This is a genomic window from Acidianus sp. HS-5, from assembly GCF_021655615.1.
GTDB lineage: Archaea > Thermoproteota > Thermoprotei_A > Sulfolobales > Sulfolobaceae > Acidianus.
The window spans coordinates 790,974-814,782 of sequence record NZ_AP025245.1 but is presented as its reverse complement, the minus strand read 5'-3'; the positions used below and the strand labels follow the sequence as shown (position 1 = coordinate 814,782).

The following is a 23,809-nucleotide window of genomic DNA, read 5'->3' as shown; positions in this document are numbered from 1 at the left end:
GTTAATTAGAAATCTATAAATGGTTATACATAGGAAATTTTAATCCCGACTTCAAAAGTAATGTATGTCTTTAGATCCTCTTTTCAGACCAAAATCTATAGCAGTAGTAGGAGCTTCAAGGAACAGGGAAAAGATAGGCAGTATAATTCTGAGGAATTTAATGACAACTTACAGAGGTAAAATCTTTCCAGTGAACAACAAGGCTGAGACGATAGAAGGAATGAAGTCTTACAAAACTTTGAAAGAAATTCCTGAGGAAGTCGATTTAGCAATAATCTCAGTCCCAAGGCAGTTTTCCGTTGAAGTAATGGAGGATGCAGTAGAGAAAGGCGTTAAAGCATCTATCGTCATAACTTCAGGATTTAAGGAGGTAGGTGAAGAAGGAGCAAAACTTGAGGACGAATTAATTTCAACAGCCAGGAAGGGAGGAATAAGAGTTTTAGGACCTAACACTATGGGATTAATTTCGCCAGACTTTAACGGGACCTTTGCTTACGCTAATGTACAAAGGGGAGAAATTGCATTAGTAGTCCAAAGCGGAGGAATAGGAGCCTACATGTTAGATTGGGCACAAAGGACTAGAACTGGAATAAGCTTCCTAGTCAGCATGGGTAATCAAGCTGACGTTAAGGAGTACGAAGTGATAGATTACTTATCTAAAGATCCGGAAACCAGGGCTATCTTTGTTTATCTAGAAGGAGTTGCTGACGGAGAGAAGTTTCTTGACGTCGTTCCTGATGCAGTATCAAGAAAACCTGTAGTTTTCATAAAGGGTGGTGCTACTGCAAAAGGTGCTGAAGCTGTAAAGACTCACACTGGAAGTCTTGCAGGCTCTTACGAAGTATTTAAGGCCGCAATTAACACTGTAGGAGGAATATTCGTAGAAGATTTGAGCGATTTCCTCAACTTAACTAGGTTTGTGACATCACCAGAGCCAATAAAAAGCGACATCTTGGTTGTAACTAACAGCGGAGGTCACGGAGTATTAACTTCTGACGCACTTTCAAGGAACGACCTAAATATGGTAGATATCCCTGAAAGGATAAAAGGCGACTTGAGAAAGATATTACCTGTAACAAGTCTGCCTAAAAATCCTTTGGATTTATCAGGAGACGCTGGGAGAGATAGGTACGCTGAAGCATTAAAGATTGTCCAAGACCTGGACTGCACAAAGCTCGTCATTGTACAATCTTTGCCCGTAGTAAGTTGTAGTGAAGTGGCAAAAGTTTTACTGAACTATAAGGGCAAGGGAGTAGTTGGCATAATGATGGGTATTGATGAGGACTCAGCACTAAGGATTTTAGAGTCTGCCTCCATACCTGCATTTAATTTCCCTGAAGCAGCAGTAAAGGCTATAAAGTACTTGACTTCAAAGCCAAACCCAAGGAAGAAGATAAGGGTAGCTCAGCCTATTTCATCAGCAGTAGAACTTACAAAGGGAAAAGAATACTTAACTGATTACGAGGCACTTAAATTAATGGAGATTTACGGTATAAAGACTCCGAAGTGGGGAATTGCTCAGTCTGAAGAAGAGGCGCAGAGAGTTGCAGACAACATTGGCTACCCAGTAGTAATGAAAATTTCAGCAGATAAACCAGTTCACAAGACTGAAATGAAAGGAGTAATAATGAACGTTGAGAAAGACATGGTAAAGAGCGTGTATAAGGAACTCTCACAGATAACTAAGAGGGTAATGATCCAAGAACAGCTCACGGGATTGGAGGTATTTGTAGGCGGTATAAAAGACCCGGTCTTCGGTCATACGGTGTTAGTAGGTAGTGGAGGAATTTACGTTGAAGTGCTGAAAAACGTAAGTTACGGAATTTCACCTGTATATGAGGACGAAGCCTTGGAAATGCTTAAGGAAAGTAAGGTTCATGATATGCTTACTGCGAGGAAGAGAGGTTACGATGAAGGCTCGTTAATAAGGACTTTAGTTACAGTCTCAAGGATGATAGTTGATTTGAACGTTAAAGAAATGGATATTAACCCATTAATTGTCAATGAAAAAGGAGCCTTTGCGGTCGATGTAAGGATTTTATTTTAATCGCCTATTTTTTCATAATGTATTCTTTAAACTTTGAGAGGGAATGGGATTTAGCTCTATTTGAATTCACTAAGTTACTGAGAGAAAGGCTAGGTAATAATCTCGTAATGATACTTGGGCTTGAAGAGAACGAAAGAGTTTACGATAGTAATGTTCTTGTTGTTGTTAAGGAGAAGAATGATGACGTTATTATGAGTGTTATTAACGTTGCACTGGAGGTTAATTCTAAGTACAACTGCTCAGTAAACTTCCACATAGTTAAAAATGGACAAGGTTGACGTTCTTTTAGATGAGGCAGAAAAGGACATAAAAGTCGGCTGTTATAATAAGGCAGTATCAGCATCTTATTTTGCAGTAAGTATGGAAATAGAGAAATTAGGATATAAGCTTAGGACTACTATACCTAGGAGGGACGATAAGCTAATTAATATTTTAATGCATTTAGGCAAAGATAGCTTAGCAAAAGAAGCTATGTATTTATACAAGAAAAGAAAGGATGCAGATTATGGTTATGAAAGTCTGAAGGAGGAGGACGCAATGAAATGTCTTGAAATTTCAAAAAGATTAGTCCAAGAAATAGGGAAGATTATTCGTGGTTATGAATCTTCCTCAACTCCTTCTCATAAACAATAAATAAGTCGTCAAGAGTTACTACTCCTAATAGTTTACCTTTATCAACCACGGCAACCCACCTAGATTTAGTCCTTGTTATTATTTCCCAAGCATGTTCAATATTCGCGCTAGGAGTAACGTAAGGAACTCCTCTAACGGCGTAATCTCTTACTTTCCCTTGCTTGTTTACAATATCTCTATAAAATATTGCACCCACAAAGTTTCCTTCGTTATCAACTACGGGTAAGGATAAATAACCTTCCTCTTCCATCATCTTCTTAGCTAGGGTTATGTCATCATTCTCCTTAATCTTTAATTCAGTTAGGGGGACTTCCTTTATCCTTATTTCCTCCATTACTGGAATTTCATATTCACTCCTATGTGCTGGCGAATCTCTTCTTGTTGGATATTGGGAGGGATACAAAGAATATTTACCGGAAATTGCATAGGCAATGGCGACAGCTATCATTTCTCCCGGTAAAAGCTGTAAGGACGAAGTCATTTCAGTTATTATTATCATTACTGACAGTGGAGCCTTTGCTGCTGCACCGAACATGGTCAACATCCCAATTACTACAAATGGAGCAATTACCGGGACTATGGTAGGGAAAAGATTATGCGTAATTAAACCGTAAGATGAACCTAAGAAGGCACCTATTTCAAATGCAGGGGCCTCTATTCCTCCCGAACCCCCACTACCTATTGTGAGCGAAGATGAAATCATCTTAACTATAGCTATTAATAATAGGAAAGCACAAGGTAAAGGAAGAGAAGGTATTACTCCAAACTCAAGTAAGTTATCCCAACCGTAGCCTGTTCCCAAAACTTCTGGAAAGAGGAGGACAAGTAAACCAACTAAAATTCCACCAATGGCAGGTTTTAATTCACTCCTTATTTTAAGCCTCTTAAACGCTGAAGCTATTGAGGAATATAGGGTTACAAAGAATATAGAGAGAACACCAATTATTACTCCAAATAATGCGTAAAATGGTAGCCTTAGGGGTGAAAAACAGAAAGGATAAGTTCCAAAGAGTGGCTGAAAACCTACATAAGAGCCGTAAATCGAATAAGCAATAGCAGCGGAAACCATTGAGGGTAAAATAACGTCAGGCTCTAAGTCCCTCCTGTAAAGAATTTCTGCAGAAAGTAATGCGCCTCCTATAGGGGCTTTAAATATTGCCCCTATTCCTGCCCCTATTCCAACTGCAACAGCCTTCCTCATGTCCTCAGGAGTCAAATCTAATAATTGAGCAATTGTAGAACCTAATGAACCTCCTATTAAACCCATAGGACCTAAATCTCCAGCACTTCCCCCTGATCCTAAAATAATGGTCGAAGTGAAGAGCTCAACAAAGGCAACCCTCTTCCTTATTTTACCTTGAAGTTTATGATATGTCGTTATTGCAAAATCTAAACCGCCTCCTGCAGTTTCCGGAGAAATTCTATAGATGAGAATTCCTGCAATTAATCCTCCTAAGCCAACTATGCCAGGTATAAGTAAGTTAGGATGAAAAGGGGGAATTATGAGTTTCCCACCTTCTCCCAAAGGTTTAGGATACTCGACGTGAAGAATTTCGTGAATGAAAAGAAACTGAAAAAGATTAAGGAGAACAGTGAATGCAATTGAAAATACTCCAACAGATATTCCTATTAAAACTCCTAGAAGTATCCATTTTTCAAAATAAGGTAGCTTGCCCAGGCTAAGCATTAAAGCCGCCACTATCATTATGAATTCCTTTATTTTTAATATACTCCAGCACTCTAGGAATATTTATCTGCATTGGGCAAACTTCCTTACAATTTCCAGAATGAACACAGTACATTGCAGGCTTTGAATCACCGTCTACAACGTAAGACCACATTGCACCCATTGGTCCACTATAAGGAGGATCTCCCCAAACGTTACCTATAGCTCTATAAACTGGACAGTGGAAGTGACATCTACCGCACCTAATACACAGAAGGGCTTCCCTCAGCACTTCGTCCTTGTTAGCTTTAACTCTCCCGTTATCAACAAGGATGAGATGAAACTCCCTAGGTCCGTGAGCCGGTCTAACTCTATTATGTTCAATATCTGCAGTTGAGCTTGGTCCCGAAGTTAAATTAACGTAAGTTGGTGGGTATAAACCAGCGTAAGCAGACTGAACTAAAGGCTCTATCATTGCGTCAGCTAAGGTTGGCAGGATCTTTTCAACTCCTGCAATCGCTATGTGAATTGGAGGAGAAACTGTAGTGAACCTTATGTTTCCCTCATTCTCTACTAGGAGTATAGAACCGGTATCTGCGGCAATTGCGTTTGCTCCAGTTATTCCTACATCTGCTTTAATGAACTTCTCTCTCAAGAATTTCCTAACAACAGCAACCATGTCCTCAACTTTAGAATTTTCATCAACTCCTCCAATCTTTTCCTTCAACAGTTTGCCTACTCTTTCCTTAGTCATGTGAATTGCAGGAGCAATTATATGTGAAGGAGGCTCATTTGCCTGTTGAATTAGGAACTCTCCTAAGTCTGTCTCCCAGACTTCATTTTCCAAGCTTTCCAAGTATTTTCTAATTCCTAACTCATAAGCTACCATTGATTTACCCATTACTACAATCTTTTCTTTGCCTACTATTTTTCCAACAATTTCTTGAGCTTCCTTAGCATCGTGAACGTAGTAAGCGTTTCCACCGTTGTTTTTTACAGACTGTATAGTCTCTTCAACGTATTTTTCCAAGTTATTGAGGACCTCTAGCTTTGCTCCCCTAAGTCTCTTAGCCAACTCTGGGATGTAAGGATGCTCGTTTAGTACTTTATAAACTCTAGGTACTGCGTTATTTATAGCTCTAGAAACCGCTATATCCCAGCTCAAAATATCACCTCCGAAATATCTTTTATTTCTCCGCTAAAGTGAGGTAAGAGAGTTACGTAACAAATAGGGCAAACTACGAGGAGTTTCTTGTTGAGCTTTTCTAAGTCCTTAGCCCTATTTTCTGCAATTTTTTCGCTCACCTTTAAATCTACAGGTCCCAAAGGACCTCCGCAACACGATGATGTGTCCTTTCCAGTTATTTTCTCATCCTCTATCAGCTTTATTCCTGACTTTCTTAGTAGCTCTCTGTATTTTTCTCTTAAACCTAGAAACCTTGAATATAAACATGAATCATGTATTGTGAACTCTCCTTTAACTTCCTTAGTATAATTTACCAACTCTAGGTAATTCACAACATCAATATCATGATTTACGAATTCCTTATACCTAGTTAAAGCGTTGTGAGTGTGAGGATCTACAGTTATTATCCTCTTTACTCCCTTCTCCTTGAATAGTTTAACGACCTTTCGTGCATATTCTCCGAATTCGTCTAAAAAACCCATTTCTAGAAGTATTGCACCGCTGTAAGGTTCGTCTTCGTAAAGGTAGCCAGTATTTATTCCAGATTTTTTGAGTGCTATGACGATGTTGTTTAAAATCCTGTAAGCTCTTTCTAGCTGAGTCTTAGACGGTTTAACTACTCTAGCTAGGGGCATTAAACCCTTGAGGGAAGAAATTGAAGGTAAGAGTTTAAGGAATGTTCCTACTGAAGGCTCTATTTGATACATACATGAAGTGTAAATAATAGTATCTCCTCCTCTAGGTAAATCCTTAGCCCAACTACTGCATACTCTTTTATCCACGGGAAAGGGCATGTATTCTCTGTTTAGGTTTTCTACTAAAATTTTCCCTATTTCGGAAAGGTTGTTCACGATATAGAATAAGAAAACTCATTAATAATAGTGTATCAAAAGAAAATAACGTGATACTCGCAGTAGATGGAGGGGCCACAAAGACGGTTGCATTACTTTTTGATGAGGAGAGCTTTAAGATTAAAGGAGTAGGCTTAGCGGGATCTTCAAATTTTGCAGTAGTTGGAGAAAGAAAAGCTGAAGAAAGCTTAAGGAAGGCAATAAGCGAAGCAGAAGGTGATAAAGCTGATAAGGCAGTATTTTGTTTAGCAGGAATAGGAGATTCTGAAGAAGATACTAAAAGAGGAATAGATCTCGTTAGGAGGATCTTCCTGAACTCTCAAGTTTTTAACGATGGTGTAGGAGCTTATAGGGCAACTAACCTCTTTGAGGACGGAGGAGTTTTTGCTCCAGGGACAGGAAGTGTAGCCTTTTATCAGAAGAACGGTGAGTCACATAGGGTTGGAGGTTGGAGTTGGATTTTCGGTGACGAAGGTTCTGCTTCTTGGATCGCTAAGACTGCAATAACTTATGCAACTAGGGTAGTTGATGGGATTGAAGAGAGTAGTGAATTACCTAAAGCTATTGAAGAATATTTTAAACTCCCTTTTAGGGAGGCTGTAATTAGGCTTTCTAAAGATCAAGATAAGAGGCTCATTGCGAGTTTTGCCGTTATGGTTGATAGTCTAGCTATGAAAGGAGATCCTTTAGCTTTAAGAGTAATGAACGAGGCAGCTGATTACATTGTAAGAATGATTGATAGGCTCAGGAAAGAAGGAGGAAAGGTTTCCGTAATAGGTGGTGTAATGAATTCGAAGATAATAAGGAGCGTAGTTTCTCCTCTTGGTGTTGAGATCTTTTATAGTTATCAAGCAGTCTTGGGCGGTATAGTCTTGGCAGGAGTTAAAATGAGTTTTGAGGAGAGGAATAAGCTTGCTAAGGAATTAACTGAAAAAATCTATAATTTACCAGAAGAAGAACTAAAAAGCTATTTATTTATAAATCCTAAATTAAAAAATAGTGAAACTTAAATTATGCTAGTTCTATATATACTCAAATGAAGATTAATGAGAAAATTGTTAACGCCGTAAGGGCTTCATTTATAGCATCTTCGATAGCTATAAGTTTCTTAATTTTATATCCTAAAATCTATTCTTTCTCAGCTTTTCTATCAAACTTCGATGTATTTGTCGTAACAGAAAGCTTAATAATATATTCTTTAGCGATGTCGATAAGGCCTAGTTTGAAATCTATAGGGATTGCAATGGTTCTTTCCGGTTTATTGTTACCACTAATTAGACCAGAAATTTTTGTTCAAACATTCTCTTCATTTACACTTTCTTCTATTTTCTATATTCTTTTTATAGCAATAGTAGTCGTAATGATACTTGTTTCATTATTCTTCGGGAGTATAGGGTTACAGATAACTTACGCAGTTCTAACAATTCTAGTATTATTACCAATTTTACAGTATTCCTTCCTTAATATAAAATGCTTTTCTTGTGCTTTCAAATATTTACCTTATTCTACATTCTTTCAAAATCCAATAAATATATTCTATACTTTCGTAAGCATAGTAGGGTTCACGTTATCTGCAAGTAAAAAAACAGAAGCATTAACTTTTAATGCAATACGAAATGTATCATTACCTTATTTCCTTTCGTCATTACTTCCTTTGACATTTATATTGCTTATTAGTGACAATTTGACACCGTCATATTTAATGGGCTTTGTAAATCCCTTAATATTATATTTAACAATATCTATGTTATTATTTGCGGTAATAGGAGGTATCATTTTCAGGAATAAATTAGATCTTGAATTTTCATTAATAATTTCTCTTACATCACTAGGTTTAGCGTGGATTTCCTTTCTTTATTCGCCGTATTATCCATTATTTTTCTTAATTTTAGGAGCCTCTGTAATTCCAATAGGGATTGCGGATCCTCAAGTGATAGAAAATAAGCTGTTTAATGCGATAAATTCCAATCTTTATAACAGGGCAGAAAGATATTTGAATGCGTTACTTAAATTAAATTACAGTCATACTAAGATCTTTTGTGATGCTGCTTCAAGGTTTGATTGTAACACTATGTCATGGATCTATTCCAAATCTGCTGGAAAAATAATCTACAACAACTGTAATTCCCTTTCAAATGTTGTAAATTGTATAATATCAAATAATATCGTTCTTTTTGACGCACCTAACTTACTTGATGTACTAATGCAGAAAGATAAGAACTCTGCTGAGAAACTAGCAAGTTATTTACTTACTAAGAACTTACCGCAACCAGTTAAAGAAAAAGCTAAATCAGTTTTAGCTTCGTTACTAGGGGTAGAAGCTAAACCTAGTATTCCCAAATTACCTCCGTTAGATAATTGGGATCCTAACGTTTGGATTGGAAGTAATCTTTACGGCTATAAAGTCACAAAGATTTTAGGAAGTGGGGGAAGCTCTTATGTGTTAGTCAGTGAAAGAAATAATCAAAAGTTTGCAATAAAAATAACTAAAATTTCCAAGTCTAATGTCAATGATATTCTGAGTTTATTTGAAAGTGTATCAAAGGAGTCTTCAAATCTGCAGAGTATTTCTGAAAAGTCTCCACATATTGTTAGAATATATGGATTTTTTGCCGATTTAAATAATATTAAAGATATAGTCAGTGGAAAATCTGAAGTGTATTATTCCAGCCCTCCTGCAATAATAATGGAGTTAATGGATGGAGGGACGGCAGATGACCTAATAAAGAATCAAGCAGTAGTACTTTCAAATTACTGGAAAAAAGCAGTAGCTTTGATTTCACTAAGCATCGCTAATGCATTGAAAGTTATTCATCAAGAAGGATATGTTCATCTTGATATAAAACCTGCAAATATATTCTTTAATAAGTCTCCAGGAAGGACTGCAGAAGAAATATATGAGAACATAAAGAATGGTGAAGTTTTAGTTAAATTAGGAGATTTAGGTTCTGCCAGAAGGATAGGAGAGAGAGTTCTTGAATACACTCCACAGTATTGTTCAATAGACCAAGTTGATGCAATGCTAAGTAAGAAAGGTGCAGACGTTAAGATGGATATTTACGCTTTTGGTTCTACTATTTACAAAATGCTAACTCAGAGACAATTTAATCCTCCTAAGGTAGCAGGATTGATGGACGAGGCAGTGCAATTCTATATTAATAATAAACCTTACTCTCTATTCTTAGATAGTGCTAGAAAAGAGCTAACAACATTTCACCAGAATCTCTCCTTATCTCAAGAATATGCAGAATTTACTCTACTAATAAAGGCAATGACTTCGCCTAATCCTTTACAGAGGCCTAGCATTGATTACGTTATAGCAGAGTTGAATAAATTAGCTTAGCTTTCATTATCTTTTTCTCTCTCCTCCTTTTTATCCTCCAATTCTCTAATGAGCTTAATATCATCCATTGCTTCTTTTTCCATTCCGCTTTTCATATAAGCCTTAGCTCTTCTTACGTACGCATTAACATATTCTGGGTTAATACTTATTGACCTGGAATAATACGCAATTGCTTCTTCATACTTACCTTTCTTCTCCTTAAGAAAACCTTTACTAAAGTAAGCCTCTGCATAGTAAGGATTCAAGTTTATTGCGCTATTTATATCGTTTTCTGCTTCTTTATCCTCATTTAATGAAATTTTAACTAATGCTCTATAATAATAAAGTTCTGAATCTAAAGGATAGAGTTCTATTCCTCTAGTTAAGTCCTTTAATGCATCATAATAATTTCCTAAGTAATATTCTGCTATTCCTTTCGTTTTATAATAGAGGGGATCCTGTAGTTCTATATCATTTAATTCTTGAAGCACTTTCGCATAGTCTTCCTTCCTTAAATATACGGTAGCTCTAATTAACTTTGCTTGAGGAGAATTTACATCTCTTAATTCCTCCAATGTTTCATCGTACATTCCTCTTGATAGGAGTATTCTTCCTTTTTCCTCCTTATTTCCTGACTTATCAAAGTATTCTAGTGCTTCGTCATCCTTACCCATTTCTAATAATATTTTCGCCATTAATTCGAAAGCCTCCTTTGAAGGACTTTTACTTACTAATTCTTCTAGTTTTCGTAAAGCTAAATTCAAGTTCCCGCTATTATATTGCTTGATAATTTCATCTATCTGTGACATCAATTATTATTAGATGTAAAGAAATTAAAAACCTTCTATTATGCCATATTTTCTCAATAGTTCGTCTGAAGATAGGACTTCTCCAGAAGTGAAGCTTAATAACCTTGAATAAACGCATAAATGTACAGTTTTGCAGTAGTTTTTAGTACTGTCAAGGAATTTAGTGTCTATGTTACTGAATGAATTCAGAACTTCCCTAAAATCGTTTTTAATATCTTCTTTCTTAATCTGTTTATAGATCTGAATATAATACTTACTTAGTGAGGAAATAAACTTAGTTATACCCAGATCTTTCATTTTAATTGAAAAATAGAGGGGAACAATGGATATTGATGAAATTGCTTGCAGGTCATTTTCTACTACTGGTTTTTCGTTTCTAAAAATTGAAATATAAGCTAGTGCCCTTAATTTGTCTGCTCCCTTAGAATATATTTTAGGGAACTCAGTAATAGTAACAAATGTAACTTTACCTTCTATTTGTACACCTTTGCAATGAGTATGTATTATACAATCTCTATCGTAAAAATTTGATAGATATACGAATATTGAAAAGAAGTTTAAAATCAGTTCCCTGGTCTTTTCATCTTCTATGTCTATTTTTACGTCATTAAAGTCCAACATTAGTTAAATTATGGAGTATTGTTTTATTAATGAAATGAGGATAACTAACGGTTACACAGACTTAACTTTAGCTGCTTTCTTTTGGGGTACGATAGGTATAGCTGTTGACTACTTTTACTTGCTTGGCGGTAATCCTTTTACCATGGTTATAATAAGGAGCGTTGTATCTGCAGTGATTTCTCTATTTATAGTAAAGAGAGTAATAATAAATAAATATGCAATAATAATGGGTTTAGTCTCCTCATTATTTTATTTAACATACATTTATACAATCCCAATAGACGGTCCTTCACTTTCAGCAGTACTGCTTTATACTGCTCCTCTTTGGGTTTCATTGTTTTCGCACTTCTTAGTCAAAGAGAGGACTACGAGAGGAAAGGTTATTTCGTCTTTAATGATACTGGCAGGGCTATATATAATGTATTTAGGAATTCCTACACTCCTAGAATTCCTCTTAGGTTTAGCTTCTGGGTTAACGTATGCAGGTTTAATATCGTTTTCACGCTTACTTCAGTACAAGAACATGGACGATTGGGAAATAATATTCGCGCAGTCCTTTTGGTCAATACCTTTCTCCTTACCTCTTGTCAGATTATTTAATTTGCCTTCAGTTTACTCCGGGATTTACTTAGCGATATTCGCAACGGTAGTTCCTTATTTCTTCTTTTATAGAGGAATGAAGAAAACTGACTCGATTACAGCCTCAATAGTTACAGCATTGGAACCTGTCTTCACAATAATACTTTCGATGATAATTTTTAGGGAATTCCTTAACCTTTATGAAGCATTGGGGAGCATTATGATACTCTCAGCAATACTAGTTAGCATTAAGCAGCATTAGGCAACTTCCACTTCATTTCAATTGCTAGCAACCTAAGACCGAAAGTCAGTAATAAAATAAGAGTAGTTAGAAAACCAGTTTGTAATCCTATTTCTGCTAAGCCATAATAAGAAGCAGAGCCTATAATTGCTGCTGAGGCGTAAAATTCCTTAGTTAACACTAAAGGAATCTCGTTAGCTAATATATCCCTAAGTACTCCACCTCCTACTGCAGTTATAGTCCCTACCATTATAACTAGCAAAGGCTCTGGTTTAACACCGAAAGCTAATGAAGCACCAGAGGCAGTAAATGCACCCAAACCCAGGGCATCAGCATATATTAAAGGCTTATTCACGTGGCTGAACCTCTTGTAAAATGCGAAAGTTAATAAACTTGCTACAAAAGAGACTGTAGGATAAGGTATGTATATCAAGTTTGTAGGAGGAGTAATTCCCAGCAATAAGTCTGCCAATATTCCTCCTGCAAGTGAGGTTGAGAATCCTAATGTTAATACACCTAGTAAGTCCATCTTCTTTTCAATCGCTTTCATTGAACCCGCTATTGAAAATGCTATAATTCCAATGTAATTGGTAATAAGTAATATTAAACTCATTAAGCGTAACATAGGTAAGTAATAAAAATGCTTTTCTATAATGAGAGTCCAGAATTTCCAAAAGATTTTAAACATCTCTTTTCATAAAGAGGATTATGAAGACTGTAGGTCTTGTAGTGTTCATTATAGTTTTAGCGATAGAGCTAGCATTTACCAACGCACTGAACGTACTAAATCAAGGTATTTCGCAAATTTCTGATATTAATATATTCAACCAACCTAAGTTTGCCTTTTTCACTCACGGTAAAGAGCTGGAAGTCTGCGTAAATAATACAGAGAATTTTCCTATTATAATTTGCGTGATAAAAGGAAAGGAAATAATCTTATGCAATCCTCAAACAATACCTTCACTTACTGCCAGGAATATTACTCTGATCATAAGCAATTACCATGAATTTGAGACAAATTTAAGGAATGAAGACTGCGTAGTTTTTATTAAGCTTCATTTCCTTAATGTTACATTTTGCACAAGTGAAAAAATATGAAATATCCGCTCTCTATCACGTCTTTATTACTTAACATCATAGTGGCAGTTTTACCTTACTGCTGGTGGATATACTCAGTTGGGGGAATTATTAGGATTGACGATTCCATATTCCTTTTGAACATTTACTTTGAAGGTCAATATTTATACATCTCGGAATTCATTAATGTAATACTTATAGCATTTAGGGCTTACGTCATAGCAGTTTCCTCTTATTATCTATACACCATCTTTAAGAAAGGAGTTAAGAAGAACTACATGCTAATAGCATGGGCTTCGTTATTCTACATTCTGGATCCAGTTATTATGTACTTCCTATTTAATTATGTTATTTCCTATTTCCTTCAAGGAGTTACTTATCCGTTTTTCATAATAGGACAAGAGTACGTTACTTTCACATATTCTGGATCGCAGATAACCATGTTGATAGAAAGTTATCCGACTTTAGCTTACTGGTTTTCATTAGCAGTAGGTATAATTAACCTTTTCTCAAGGATAAGTAAAAAATATTGATTTAACAAAAATATATTAAGTAATAAGATCTCTTCCAAGTTTATCAAGAATTATTAATCTTGCAGAATTATATCCGGGAATTCCGGAAACTTGCCCTCCAGGGTATGTTCCAGCTCCTCCCAAGTATAAATTATTTATAGGAGTTTTATATCCCCAGCCTTTCTCTGGCCTTCCATCAAACAAGTAAGGTTCTCTCATAGGTAGGTGATTGAGATCTCCTGCAGGTAAATTATAAATCTCCTCAGCGTTTTTTGCGTTTAGTTTATCAACGTGAAGTATCTCCCCTTTAAATCTCTCCATAACTTCATCATAATTGCCCATAAATTCCATTACTACTCCCCCTCTATTATCGTCTAGTACCGAAGGAATAACAACTTCTCCTCCTTCAAAGTCTATTATCGAATTGAGGAAACCTTTTATCCTCTCGCAAACCTTGGGTATTTCTCTGAGGATTACATTATATTTAACCCATCCAGGCTTATGCAGGAAAAACTTGTGATCATATTCTGCCAACCTCATAGTTTCTGCGGGACTTGCTGTAGATAAAATAACGTCAGCCTTGTAAACCTTATCCTTAACTTTAACTCCTACTGCCTTATCGTTCTCAACTAGAATTTTATCAATCTTCTCATTAATTAAGTCTACTCCTATCTTTTTAGCCTTCTCATATATATTCTCAGCTACAGTGCCCATTCCTCCTTTAACGAATGACCAGTCATTGTAAAAGTACGAAACAAGGTAACCAGGAGAGTTTTCCATTCCAGGGTAGATGAAGGAGTAGTGCAGATCTTCTGAAAGATACTTTGATAAGAATTCCTTTGAAGGTCTCATAACGTCTTCAACTCCTATTTTCTTAGCCTCTTCTCTTACCTCCTTTTCAGAAGGAGGAGTAGTCACGAACGTAAATTTCCTCTCTAAAAGTTCCTTAAACTTTGTAATCTTCTCCTCAAATTCCGGGAATTTATCCTCTCCAGCATTTACAAGTTCTTTTATTCTCTTTTCTCTATCTCTCCAAAACGGGATTACCCTATCCTCTAACCATATTGTTTGTACTGGATCTTGTTGGATTACAGGGATTTCGAACTCTTCTACGAATTTTCTAGGCATTAAACCCAAAACGTAAGAAGCCCTGCTTATCTTAACGCCTTTTATGACGGTAGTATCGGTCATTCCTCCTAATCTGTTGTCAAAAATTATTACGTCAAATCCCGTTTTCCTTAAATAATAAGAAGCTATTAAACCGTTATGTCCTGCACCAATAACTATAGCTCTCATAAAGTAATAATTGACTGAAAGAAAAAAGAAGTTTTTAGATGAAGATAAAAAGATTCAGTTCTTCTTTTCTAATACCTTTATTATTGCTGACTTTACATTGTGTAGAGGTATCTCTACCTTTTCTAGCTTTGGTGCTTCCAGTGTAGATGCTACGAATGATACGGCGTTATCTAAGCTTACTCCTTCAAAGTTCTGTGTCTTGCCCTTTAGTAATGTTAGCACTAAATCTCCTAACCATAGTAATGTAGCGAAGTCCGCAATCATTGCTCCTACGCTAGCCATTATCTCTGGTGTAAGGTAAGCTGAAATTAATGGATAGATCTCTGCCTTCCTCACTAGCCCAGATAATCCTAATGCGTCAAATCCTGTTATTATCATTGCTGTTCCTATCATGTATCCTACCATGTGGATCCATCCTAGTTTTGTTGAGTACCACATTCTTCCGGTTAGCATTGGTACCATGTAGTACAGTGTTGCAAATCCTGCAGGAACAATTGACCAGAATATCATTGCGTGGAAGTGACCAACGACCCACATGCTATCGTGAATTATTGCATCAAATGATAAGTCACCGTTAGCAATTCCAGTTACTCCTGCCGCAATTGCTCCAGCAAAGCTAATTGTTATCCAAGCAGTAATTAAGTTCATCTTTACTTGTGCTCCTTTAACTGTAGCCCATAAGTTGAAGAACGTCATCATTGATGGTACAACTACTCCAAATGTTAGTATTTCTTGTAATACTTTCAAACTTACTGGTAAGTCTACCATGTATAAGTGGTGTATTGGCACATTATTTGAGAATACCAGGTAAAGGAGTGCAGCAACTCTTCCCATCTTGTCGCTGTATAGTGGTTTTCCTGCTAATAGTGGTATTAAGTAATACATTGCACCTACTGCAGGCATCCATGATATATAGACGATTGAGTGCCATAGTATTCCGAAGGCTATCTGGTTAGATATGACGTTTAATCCCACAAGTCCATAGTAGTTTAATATATCCCAAGTGTTTGCCGCAACTTCTCCGCTCCATCCAATTGCAATCATTAATGAAGTCATTAAAGCGAAGACTCCAAATATTGGGAGCTTCTCCTTGTATGTTTTAGTTGCAAGGTAGTAGTGGTATATTAACCAAATCACGTAAATGTAAACTCCTATGTCCATTAATTCCCAACCGAAGAACCATAGGGGTGAAACTACGTCTTGTGAGTATGCAGGTAATCCATAAGGTGATAGATAATACCAACTTTCTGCTGGGAAGTAGTTATCATTAAATGATGGATATGCTACAATAGGCCCTTCTAGTAACATGAATGCTATGTTGAATAATATGAATCCTATATTAAGGAACCACTTTGCTCTAGGTCGGAAGTTCAGAATCTTGTAGGAGAGAAATACAAAGATTGCAATTTCTAATTGCACTGCAAAGCCGAATAAGTCCCTCATTGCATGTAAGCCTATTCCTGCGTAATATTCCTGTGAAGTTAATACTAAGGTTTGAGAAACTCCCCAACTTAATTCTTGTATCCTTACCATTAATGCGTCGATTATGCCTAACATTCCCCATACAAGGCTCATTACTATCATTCCCATTGTTATCCTGCTTACCCAGTCCTTGTCAAGCTGAAATATTGTATTAACTAAGTTAATTAGACCTTTTGAAACTGAACTCATACATGTTAATGAACGCTTATGCAATATATTCTTTACTCGGGAAGAAATATATACGTTTTCTAACTTTTTGACAAATCTTTTTATAGAACTATATAAATTAAGTTTACATTGTTGCCATTGTATGAAATGAATGCATAAAAACTAAAATAAATATATTTATACTAGAGGACCTGCAGAAGTTATTTCTTCTTTTTCCTTATTTCAGCTAATACAACTCCCGCGCCTATGATAAACAAAAGGATAGAGAAAAATAATTCGTAGAATTTACTATTACATAAAGCATCTACAGTATACTTAATTATGCTTGTAGTTTGATTTTCCTTATTAAGCAGGACTAACATGCTATTTTCACCATTACTTTTAACAATTGCCACATAATTGGAGTTCTCTCCATAAGTGTTTATAATCGAGCCGTTAATTATCTTTAAACTTACGTTACCGTCACACACCTTGTAATAAACAAATGCAATAGGAGAATTAATTCTCATAGTATATCCATCATCTGGATTTAATTTTATTTCCTTATAGTGATCTTGAGAGTAAAATACTAATGCTGAAATCGAGATCAACATCAGCAGTATTCCTATTATTATTCTATTCACAGACATCACTGCTTTCTATCATTATAAAAGTTTTCTATCTTAATTCGAACCCTGGCGTAATACCTTTCACTTTAATCTTTTGTAAAGCTTTCCACATTGATGCAACATTTTCGGTAACAACTGGAATTCCTAAATCTTCATGTAGATACTGTGATGCCTCAAAAGTTGATAAAGCAGTACAAGCAATATATACTGCATCAGCCTTAATTACGTCCTCTAAGTTCCTCTTAACAAGCCTGTAAATTGTAAAGACAGGAGTATTTGAAATATCAACTCCCTTAATTTTTCCTAAACCATCAAAACCTGTTACCTCAAATCCCTGAGATTTTATCCATGACACTTCCTCTAAAGTTCTTTCTTTTATATAAGGAGTGCCTACCCAAACCTTTTTAACTCCCAACTTTCTGAGCACTTCTGATACTGCCTCTTCTGGTATTACTATGTCCTTAATTACTTCCTTGATAATGTTACCATGCTTATGAGTTCCGTAAGTTCTACCGTAAATTATTACATCAGAAACTTCGTGGAGTAAATAGTAGGTTTCCTTAATATCCTGTCTAAAGGCTTCGACATCTGTAGGTTCACAACCCTTTGTAGGCTTCATCCTAGTAACGTGTATTGTAACCCCTTCTGGGGCCATTTTCCATAAGTCATATTCCATTGCTGCATTATTTGCTGGGATGATTACTCCTATTCTACCTCTTCCTCCTGGCATGGATAAGATTATAATGCCAATTTAGATAAAACTATTTGTGTTAAAGAAAAAAATTATCAGAGCAATTGACGATTTCTTCCAGTATAAGAAATCCAGAGATGACGATATCATTGATGAAGTTTTAGATAAAATTGAATATAAGGATAAGTATGTAATAATAGATGGAGAAGAGAAGATAAAAGTTGAGAAAAAGAAGGATGTGGTAGGAGTATTTTTAGCAAATATTCCTTATATAATCCTAGGCCCAGGAGAAATACACGACGATCTACCGGAAAAAGTCAGAAAAGTACAATCTGGAGCAATCAAACTTTTGGAAATAGAAGGATTTAACGAAATAGCTACTTTAGAAATTTACCTAGTTATGGAAATGTCTTTGAGGGCCTTGTATAGTGAATGGTTAAAGAAGGCAGAATATATAAAATATGGTAAAACTAAGGTTAAGGTAAAGAATCTGGATTATCGTAAGCTCAAATTACTCTTAAAAAAGAAGGGCTGGAGTAAATATAAGGTAAAAGTTAATGGAGAGGTTTTCCCTTATTCCCAAGGTTCCCTCTTATCCTGGGCTGAGAGGTTTATGGACGAAAAGACTAGCCTAGCTTTTAGGTTGGCAATTAACGTAAGGAATTTATTAGCTCACGGAGAAGTTGAATGGAGCCTTTATCCTACAATGAAGTCTTTAGAATCGGCTTCACAAGCCTCTTGGTTGTTGTTCGAGAAATTAAGAAGATCTGGCTAAATAGAAAAGCGTTAAACTTACTCTGGTATTTTTCTTATCATGAACTTAGAAAAGGAAATAGCTTACTGGAGATGTCATAATAAGCCGGTAATTTTCATAGCAAAAACTCTGAATATAAGTTGTGATGAAGTAAGGAGAATACTTAACTCGTGGAAAGAAGAAACAAAGGATTTTATATTCTCCCTTAAGGAGCAAGACCTAGGGTTCTTTAATCCCGATATTACTGGATTATTAAAGTCCTCAGACTTAAGTTTTGAGTATGCAAGAAAAATACTCTCAAATAAGTTCGTAATTAATTACATAGTGTTAAATAGAGAAAGAAAACACGACAGGTACATGGATTGTATAAGATATCACATAAAGATATTACTGCAAGGAAAATAGGCTTTAGCATTACATTTATTATTTCAAATTTAGAGGTATTTTTCCTGCAAATCAAAGAACCAGAAGGCTCCTCTCCCATTTCAAGAAAGCTTTAGTATTATCAGCAACATCGTCTCATAACTTTCTAGGTAAACATAAGTTTTAGCGTTAAATTTCTCCACAAAACCAGATTAATTATTTAAACAAAAACTATGTGCATATTACCAATAGTGAAAATGATTAGTATGTATAGTTTGCAATAAATACATCAGTGGGCAATTGATAAAGCCCTCCATTGATGCAGTATTCTGCAGTAAGGTTGGAATAATAGAATGCCAGGTTAGCATCAGGATATTGGTTACGTATATTCCATACTATAAGAGATACTTCGGAAGTACTAGATTCCCGTCTAACTGCAATATTTACAGTACTTAATGGAGCAACCAAAGGTGCTAAATCAGGATCATGTGCTGAAGCAATTGCAATTAAACTTCCAACATTAATTCCTATACCAAATGAATAATAAATATGACCAAGATCGAGACTATTATTACTACAATATTCACCGTAGCTTAGGCATGCTAGTTTAACTAGTTTAGTAAAGTTTACTGGCGCTGGGAAGTATGTAGTCAAATTGGATATAGAAGCAAGGTTAGACTCAAGTTTAGGGCGACAAAGTCCTTCTCCACCTCTCCCTCCGCCACTAGAGCAACAAATATTAATGTGAGTAGTATAAACGTAAAGTTTAGGAGCAAAATCACAGCCGTTCTTACAAGCAACTATCCTAGTTAACATTACTTGATAGTAATAACATATAACTTGAAATGGACGAAAGTAATCACGAGGATTTTAGCAGCAAACAGTCTAATTAACCCAAGCAACTTGACCCTTATAAACTCTTGTACAATATGCGCTCTAAAGGGAGGTCGAAATAATTGGAAAAGCGGAAGAAAGAGTTTACTTATGTAATAAAAGGATAGAAAAACATAGTGAAGACCCGTTCTGGAGAGCCTTCTTCGATTTGCAGAAAAGGCCCCATTTCTGATGGTTTTATAACTCCTAGAATAGTTATTTTCCACTACTAGCAGTTGCTGTATTCTTCTCAGCTTCTTTAGCTAATTTTTCAGTCTCAGAATCTCTCCAAGGTTCAACTTTCTTAGTAAACTTTACTTCAGACTTCATTCCTGCTAACTTCTTTGCAACCTCTTCAGAGTAATTTAAGTTATACAGTCTGCTGAACATTATACGTTGTGCTGCAGGGCTTCCTGCTCCGTGAACTGACTCTATTTGGAAAGCAACTCCTAAGGCAACGTTCTCTACAAGCCTTACCATTCTTATCCTATCCTCAGCAGTATATCCCTCAACACCTTGGAAGTACTTTGCCAGCAATTCCTTAATCTTAGGATTCTTTAAGTCCCATTCACTTGGAGCTGTGCCTAAAATCCCTCCTGCAATATCAATTGCCAGCTGAGAGATCTGTGAAGGGAACCTAGTAACTAAATGCTTTGTAACATTAGCCTGCATTGGATTTACCCACCAGCAGCCTGGACAAACTTCTACTCCGTTTAAGCTGGCGGCAATTCCTGCTGCATACATTGTCTCAGTGAGGAATATTTCCTCGTTAAGCTTATCCTGAACATGAGGAGCTTTTTCTACACCTACTTGTTTAGCTAAATTATACGTGGCTCCTATAATTACGTCTCCTAAGCCTGCCTTACATCCGCCGTATCCCTGTCTATGATATGCAGCAAATATTTCAACTAATTGCCCTGTGTACTGCCAATCCCTCATCAAGAACACTCTATCCATGGGCACGAAAACGTTATCAAAGATTACTAATCCTTCATGGTTATAGAAGTAAGGTATTGCGTCTATGTCTCCTCCTTCTAGCCTTCTTGCATCGTTTAACTGCCTTCCCACTACGATTTTTATTCCCTCAGTATCTGTAGGAACTGAAAAAGCTACAGCGTAATCTTGATCATCAGGCCCCATTGCTCTTGTAGGTAAAACTACTATTTCCTCACTGGCGGCAACTCCAGTTATGTTTGCCTTAGCTCCAGAAACGTAAATTCCATCCTTTGTAACTTCATTTACTCTTACATAAGCGTTTTTATTTGGCTGTTCGTGAGGTTTCAAGGTCCTTACTCCTTTTGCGTCAGTCATTGCTCCTGCTAATGCTAAGTCCTTCTTTTGCACTGTCTTTAAATACTCAATGAATTTCTCTTTAGGTTCTGTCTTACCGTGTTGTGCCATGAGCTCTGTTGTTATGTAAAGGGTATTTAGTGCATCAAAACCTACACATCTCTGGAAACAAGCTCCTACTTTATGGCTTATTTTCCTCAAGAGCTTAACTTTTGCAGCTAAGTCCTCTGGCGATCTGTGAATTGAATTAAACCTGTTAACTTCCTCGTTAATGTAAGGACTCCACACTCTGGCTAGATCTTTAGTATCTTCGTCCCATGCGGAATCGAAAGTTGCTTTAAATGCTAGAACTGAAGGCTTTAGGAAGGGATTAGTTGTTACATCCTTTACTTCCTTTCCCATTACGTAAATTTCTGCCTTGTTCCTAACTTTAATTGAATCTAAATACTCTTGACCTGTTCTTAATCCCATGGGCTATATCTGGATTTAAAGTTTTTAAACTTTAGTATAAGCTTTTCTTAAATGAAAAAAACTACTTCTCAAAAAACCTTTTTTACTAGAATAGAGAAGTATAAGTTTAATGGCAAAGAAAATAACTAAAAAGATAGAAGACGCAACGAAAGATGTAGCTAAAGAAGCAGAAAAAGCTGGAGAGAAAGTAAAGGAAGAAACTGAAAGACTTGCTCATAAAAAGAAACAAAAATAAATTAATTAATAAAATTCTATTTTATTTTTATATAATTGAAAGTTACATTTTCTTTTTATGAACTAAATTCTTTATTTGTAGAATGAGTAAATTTTCGTTTACCTGAAAATAAATGATTATTTACTTGAAAATTTATATTTGTAAATTCTAATATTGGCACATATGGACATATTTGAAGCAATAGCAAACGAGACTAGAAGGAAGATAATTAAAATTCTTAAAGAAAAAGGTAAGGCAGGTTTTTCGGATTTAATGAATGAACTTAGTATAGATAGTCCGTCATTAGCCTTTCATCTGAGGAAATTAGGAAACTTGATACAGAAAGTCAATGATGAGTATGTTTTAACAGAGGAAGGTAAGAGGGCCTACAATATAATCATGGAAGTTGAAGGAAAAGAAGAAGTTAAGGAAAAGAGTTCAACTCCCATTATTGCCTCTCCTCCAGATATTGTGAAGATTTCTAGCATAGGGATTTATGAAATAACTCCGGAACTCGTAAAGAGGCTTAAGGATAATAAAAATAAGTTGGAAATATATGAAGTAGGGGTATTGAAAATAGACAAATCTGTAAAACCTGAAGATATAAATGATATATTTGAGAAAATATATGAAGTAGGGATAATAATGTGTGAGCCAGACCAATATTCCGCAATCTCTTCTAAAATATCTGAAGTAGGATTTGTAACATCTCCAAATTCTCCAATGAGTAAACTAATTGATTTAAATAAAATTGCAACAAATTTTCATAAGATGTTTCTGAGAAAAACAGGGAAAATTACTGTATTTGATTCTCCTATAAAGCCTCCTAAAAATCTTGAGGTTGAGCTCGACGGAAGTAAATTAACATTAACACAAGGAGAATCTCACTTAAAAGTTGAGTGTTCATCATTCGATGACGCTGAAATAAACTTAGGAGATAAAGCTAAAATCGAATTAGACGGTTGTAGTGCAGTATTAAGTTTGATTACTCTGGAAAAGTTAAGTATCGAAGCAGATGGGAGTAAGGCTGAGTTAAATACCGAGGTTAAAGAAGTCAACATTGATTCTGACGGTAGTGAAGTCGACCTAAACTTAACCGGCAGTGAAAAAGTTAGCATTGATTCTGATGGGAGCAATATTAAAGGAAAACTTGCATTCCCTTCAGGAGGTAACCTAGACATTGACTCCAACGCTTCAAATATTGTACTCACATTAGATTTACCCAAAGATGCAGGTATAATAACTGACGTAGATAGCAACATGAGTTACGTTAAAGTACCACCGATAAGGCAGGGAGAGAAGCGCTTAAAAATATCTGCAGACGTTAACGTAGGAAAATTAATGATAGAAGAGAGTTAATGAAGTGAGCAAACTTGACTATGCCTCATTTTACGTATTTTCACAAACTTTTACGTTAGCAATTGCGATCGATTTAATGAATTTAACCTTTATACACTTACCTTTTAGGATATTCACCTTACTTCATATCAATCCTTTTTACCTTATACGTCATAACTCACCTCATTCTTAGTTACCCCATTGGTCTATTATCACAGAAATTAGGAGTAAAGTGTAGAGAATATCTACAGTCACCGGCGCTTTATCAATTTTCATAATAACCTTTAGCAATGTTTATGCCTTCATAATATCTTTCATCCTCCTTGGAATATCGTCTGCAACTTCTACGCAGATAAAACGCTCATTTCTTATAATTTTAAAGACTGCGTACTTTAGGTTATAGCGTTTTTCAGCAGGTAATCTTGTAACTTAAGTATTAACTATAGTGATTGGATCTTTAAACTTATTAAAGTAATTTTACTTCTCCCTTGAGATCTTTTACATAGCATTTTTAATAATATCAGTTCTTCTAATGAGGAGATTTAAAGATGTTAATACAAGGGCAAAGGTAATCCCTTCAAGGAAATTATTATACTTTACCTAATTTATCTCATGTTTAACTTCGCAACTATCGTAGTCGTTATATTTATACAAATCTGGAGTAGCTTTCAGTTCTTGAAGTGAGCTTAGTTTACATCAATACTAGGCATAACTTCT

24 protein-coding genes are annotated in these 23,809 nt (G+C 35.8%); 12 read left to right on the top strand and 12 right to left on the bottom strand.

All coding sequences use genetic code 11. From position 1 onward, the window contains the following. Nucleotides 1–64: 64 nt before the first annotated feature. Genes HS5_RS04310 through HS5_RS04300 form a run of 3 tightly spaced genes read left to right on the top strand, consistent with a single transcriptional unit; the run spans nt 65 to nt 2,680 of the window. A complete protein-coding gene (locus HS5_RS04310; protein ID WP_236752937.1) occupies nt 65–2,047 on the top strand; it encodes an acetate--CoA ligase in 1,983 nt (660 codons plus the stop codon). Nucleotides 2,048–2,064: 17 nt separating this feature from the next. Beyond that, a complete protein-coding gene (locus HS5_RS04305; RefSeq protein WP_236752936.1) occupies nt 2,065–2,325 on the top strand; it encodes a hypothetical protein in 261 nt (86 codons plus the stop codon). After that, complete coding sequence (locus HS5_RS04300) at nt 2,312–2,680, top strand: HEPN domain-containing protein (RefSeq protein ID WP_236752935.1); 369 nt, start codon at nt 2,312–2,314, stop codon at nt 2,678–2,680. The genes HS5_RS04305 and HS5_RS04300 overlap by 14 nt, the downstream gene beginning before the upstream one ends. On the opposite strand, the gene HS5_RS04295 is transcribed toward HS5_RS04300, so the two are convergent. Genes HS5_RS04295 through HS5_RS04285 form a run of 3 tightly spaced genes read right to left on the bottom strand, consistent with a single transcriptional unit; the run spans nt 2,634 to nt 6,326 of the window. Beyond that, nucleotides 2,634–4,385, bottom strand: coding sequence for a chloride channel protein (locus HS5_RS04295; protein ID WP_236752934.1), 1,752 nt, complete (start codon nt 4,383–4,385; stop codon nt 2,634–2,636). The two genes, HS5_RS04300 and HS5_RS04295, sit on opposite strands and share 47 nt — an antisense overlap. Then, the gene (locus HS5_RS04290; protein WP_236753462.1) at nt 4,360–5,514 is read right to left on the bottom strand and encodes a lactate utilization protein B; all 1,155 of its coding nucleotides are present in this window, start codon (nt 5,512–5,514) and stop codon (nt 4,360–4,362) included. Before HS5_RS04290 ends, HS5_RS04295 begins: the two co-directional genes overlap by 26 nt. After that, nucleotides 5,508–6,326, bottom strand: a complete 819-nt coding sequence (locus tag HS5_RS04285; protein ID WP_236753461.1) for a (Fe-S)-binding protein — start codon at nt 6,324–6,326, stop codon at nt 5,508–5,510. The genes HS5_RS04290 and HS5_RS04285 overlap by 7 nt, the downstream gene beginning before the upstream one ends. Nucleotides 6,327–6,433: 107 nt before the next feature. Here HS5_RS04285 and HS5_RS04280 point away from each other — a divergent pair, with 107 nt between their 5' ends. Both HS5_RS04280 and HS5_RS04275 read left to right on the top strand, forming a co-directional pair. Continuing rightward, the gene (locus HS5_RS04280; protein ID WP_236752933.1) at nt 6,434–7,393 is read left to right on the top strand and encodes a BadF/BadG/BcrA/BcrD ATPase family protein; all 960 of its coding nucleotides are present in this window, start codon (nt 6,434–6,436) and stop codon (nt 7,391–7,393) included. A gap of 26 nt (nt 7,394–7,419) precedes the next feature. Then, nucleotides 7,420–9,726: a protein kinase gene (locus HS5_RS04275; RefSeq protein WP_236752932.1), complete on the top strand. Its 2,307-nt coding sequence runs from the start codon at nt 7,420–7,422 to the stop codon at nt 9,724–9,726. Here HS5_RS04275 and HS5_RS04270 read toward each other — a convergent pair. Further along, nucleotides 9,723–10,514, bottom strand: a complete 792-nt coding sequence (locus HS5_RS04270; RefSeq protein ID WP_236752931.1) for a tetratricopeptide repeat protein — start codon at nt 10,512–10,514, stop codon at nt 9,723–9,725. The two genes, HS5_RS04275 and HS5_RS04270, sit on opposite strands and share 4 nt — an antisense overlap. Nucleotides 10,515–10,538: 24 nt before the next feature. Beyond that, entirely contained in the window at nt 10,539–11,135 is a 597-nt protein-coding gene (locus HS5_RS04265; protein ID WP_236752930.1) for a hypothetical protein, read from the bottom strand. 10 nt (nt 11,136–11,145) lie between these two features. Here HS5_RS04265 and HS5_RS04260 point away from each other — a divergent pair, with 10 nt between their 5' ends. Continuing rightward, entirely contained in the window at nt 11,146–11,976 is an 831-nt protein-coding gene (locus HS5_RS04260) for an EamA family transporter (protein WP_236752929.1), read from the top strand. Here HS5_RS04260 and HS5_RS04255 read toward each other — a convergent pair. Further along, nucleotides 11,963–12,568, bottom strand: a complete 606-nt coding sequence (locus HS5_RS04255) for a trimeric intracellular cation channel family protein (protein ID WP_236752928.1) — start codon at nt 12,566–12,568, stop codon at nt 11,963–11,965. The two genes, HS5_RS04260 and HS5_RS04255, sit on opposite strands and share 14 nt — an antisense overlap. A gap of 95 nt (nt 12,569–12,663) precedes the next feature. On the opposite strand from HS5_RS04255, the gene HS5_RS04250 reads away from it, so the two are divergent. Both HS5_RS04250 and HS5_RS04245 read left to right on the top strand, forming a co-directional pair. Beyond that, a complete protein-coding gene (locus HS5_RS04250; RefSeq protein ID WP_236752927.1) occupies nt 12,664–13,053 on the top strand; it encodes a hypothetical protein in 390 nt (129 codons plus the stop codon). Then, the gene (locus HS5_RS04245) at nt 13,050–13,565 is read left to right on the top strand and encodes a hypothetical protein (RefSeq protein WP_236752926.1); all 516 of its coding nucleotides are present in this window, start codon (nt 13,050–13,052) and stop codon (nt 13,563–13,565) included. The genes HS5_RS04250 and HS5_RS04245 overlap by 4 nt, the downstream gene beginning before the upstream one ends. A gap of 15 nt (nt 13,566–13,580) precedes the next feature. Here HS5_RS04245 and HS5_RS04240 read toward each other — a convergent pair whose 3' ends face one another. The 4 genes from HS5_RS04240 to HS5_RS04225 form a co-directional block, all read right to left on the bottom strand. After that, the gene (locus HS5_RS04240) at nt 13,581–14,840 is read right to left on the bottom strand and encodes an NAD(P)/FAD-dependent oxidoreductase (RefSeq protein ID WP_236752925.1); all 1,260 of its coding nucleotides are present in this window, start codon (nt 14,838–14,840) and stop codon (nt 13,581–13,583) included. A 54-nt stretch (nt 14,841–14,894) separates the two neighbouring features. Beyond that, nucleotides 14,895–16,511, bottom strand: a complete 1,617-nt coding sequence (locus HS5_RS04235; protein ID WP_236752924.1) for a cbb3-type cytochrome c oxidase subunit I — start codon at nt 16,509–16,511, stop codon at nt 14,895–14,897. A gap of 179 nt (nt 16,512–16,690) precedes the next feature. Continuing rightward, entirely contained in the window at nt 16,691–17,113 is a 423-nt protein-coding gene (locus HS5_RS04230; protein ID WP_236752923.1) for a hypothetical protein, read from the bottom strand. A gap of 34 nt (nt 17,114–17,147) precedes the next feature. Then, nucleotides 17,148–17,828: an arylmalonate decarboxylase gene (locus tag HS5_RS04225; RefSeq protein ID WP_236752922.1), complete on the bottom strand. Its 681-nt coding sequence runs from the start codon at nt 17,826–17,828 to the stop codon at nt 17,148–17,150. A gap of 37 nt (nt 17,829–17,865) precedes the next feature. Between HS5_RS04225 and HS5_RS04220 the strand changes: the two genes are divergently transcribed. Together HS5_RS04220 and HS5_RS04215 are read left to right on the top strand one after the other, a co-directional pair. After that, complete coding sequence (locus tag HS5_RS04220; RefSeq protein ID WP_236752921.1) at nt 17,866–18,564, top strand: hypothetical protein; 699 nt, start codon at nt 17,866–17,868, stop codon at nt 18,562–18,564. 39 nt (nt 18,565–18,603) lie between these two features. After that, on the top strand, nt 18,604–18,948 hold the full coding sequence (locus tag HS5_RS04215; RefSeq protein ID WP_236752920.1) for a hypothetical protein: 345 nt from the start codon (nt 18,604–18,606) through the stop codon (nt 18,946–18,948). A 219-nt stretch (nt 18,949–19,167) separates the two neighbouring features. Here HS5_RS04215 and HS5_RS04210 read toward each other — a convergent pair whose 3' ends face one another. Together HS5_RS04210 and HS5_RS04205 are read right to left on the bottom strand one after the other, a co-directional pair. Continuing rightward, the gene (locus HS5_RS04210) at nt 19,168–19,722 is read right to left on the bottom strand and encodes a hypothetical protein (RefSeq protein WP_236752919.1); all 555 of its coding nucleotides are present in this window, start codon (nt 19,720–19,722) and stop codon (nt 19,168–19,170) included. A 273-nt stretch (nt 19,723–19,995) separates the two neighbouring features. Beyond that, on the bottom strand, nt 19,996–21,540 hold the full coding sequence (locus HS5_RS04205) for a 4-hydroxyphenylacetate 3-hydroxylase family protein (RefSeq protein ID WP_236752918.1): 1,545 nt from the start codon (nt 21,538–21,540) through the stop codon (nt 19,996–19,998). Nucleotides 21,541–21,649: 109 nt separating this feature from the next. Between HS5_RS04205 and HS5_RS14495 the strand changes: the two genes are divergently transcribed. Further along, nucleotides 21,650–21,775 carry a hypothetical protein gene (locus HS5_RS14495; RefSeq protein WP_256445568.1) on the top strand — a complete coding sequence of 42 codons (126 nt, stop codon included), beginning with the start codon at nt 21,650–21,652 and terminating at the stop codon, nt 21,773–21,775. A gap of 162 nt (nt 21,776–21,937) precedes the next feature. Beyond that, the gene (locus tag HS5_RS04200) at nt 21,938–23,113 is read left to right on the top strand and encodes a winged helix-turn-helix domain-containing protein (RefSeq protein WP_236752917.1); all 1,176 of its coding nucleotides are present in this window, start codon (nt 21,938–21,940) and stop codon (nt 23,111–23,113) included. Nucleotides 23,114–23,809 lie beyond the last annotated feature (696 nt).

Coding starts and splice junctions, on each gene's coding strand:
- HS5_RS04310 (WP_236752937.1), top strand. CDS start 65: ATGTCTTTAGATCCTCTTTTCAGACCAAAATCTATAGCAGTAGTAGGA.
- HS5_RS04305 (WP_236752936.1), top strand. CDS start 2,065: ATGTATTCTTTAAACTTTGAGAGGGAATGGGATTTAGCTCTATTTGAA.
- HS5_RS04300 (WP_236752935.1), top strand. CDS start 2,312: ATGGACAAGGTTGACGTTCTTTTAGATGAGGCAGAAAAGGACATAAAA.
- HS5_RS04295 (WP_236752934.1), bottom strand. CDS start 4,385: ATGATAGTGGCGGCTTTAATGCTTAGCCTGGGCAAGCTACCTTATTTT.
- HS5_RS04285 (WP_236753461.1), bottom strand. CDS start 6,326: ATGCCCTTTCCCGTGGATAAAAGAGTATGCAGTAGTTGGGCTAAGGAT.
- HS5_RS04275 (WP_236752932.1), top strand. CDS start 7,420: ATGAAGATTAATGAGAAAATTGTTAACGCCGTAAGGGCTTCATTTATA.
- HS5_RS04270 (WP_236752931.1), bottom strand. CDS start 10,514: ATGTCACAGATAGATGAAATTATCAAGCAATATAATAGCGGGAACTTG.
- HS5_RS04265 (WP_236752930.1), bottom strand. CDS start 11,135: ATGTTGGACTTTAATGACGTAAAAATAGACATAGAAGATGAAAAGACC.
- HS5_RS04260 (WP_236752929.1), top strand. CDS start 11,146: ATGGAGTATTGTTTTATTAATGAAATGAGGATAACTAACGGTTACACA.
- HS5_RS04255 (WP_236752928.1), bottom strand. CDS start 12,568: ATGAGTTTAATATTACTTATTACCAATTACATTGGAATTATAGCATTT.
- HS5_RS04250 (WP_236752927.1), top strand. CDS start 12,664: ATGAAGACTGTAGGTCTTGTAGTGTTCATTATAGTTTTAGCGATAGAG.
- HS5_RS04245 (WP_236752926.1), top strand. CDS start 13,050: ATGAAATATCCGCTCTCTATCACGTCTTTATTACTTAACATCATAGTG.
- HS5_RS04240 (WP_236752925.1), bottom strand. CDS start 14,840: ATGAGAGCTATAGTTATTGGTGCAGGACATAACGGTTTAATAGCTTCT.
- HS5_RS04235 (WP_236752924.1), bottom strand. CDS start 16,511: ATGAGTTCAGTTTCAAAAGGTCTAATTAACTTAGTTAATACAATATTT.
- HS5_RS04225 (WP_236752922.1), bottom strand. CDS start 17,828: ATGCCAGGAGGAAGAGGTAGAATAGGAGTAATCATCCCAGCAAATAAT.
- HS5_RS04215 (WP_236752920.1), top strand. CDS start 18,604: ATGAACTTAGAAAAGGAAATAGCTTACTGGAGATGTCATAATAAGCCG.
- HS5_RS04210 (WP_236752919.1), bottom strand. CDS start 19,722: ATGTTAACTAGGATAGTTGCTTGTAAGAACGGCTGTGATTTTGCTCCT.
- HS5_RS04205 (WP_236752918.1), bottom strand. CDS start 21,540: ATGGGATTAAGAACAGGTCAAGAGTATTTAGATTCAATTAAAGTTAGG.
- HS5_RS14495 (WP_256445568.1), top strand. CDS start 21,650: ATGGCAAAGAAAATAACTAAAAAGATAGAAGACGCAACGAAAGATGTA.
- HS5_RS04200 (WP_236752917.1), top strand. CDS start 21,938: ATGGACATATTTGAAGCAATAGCAAACGAGACTAGAAGGAAGATAATT.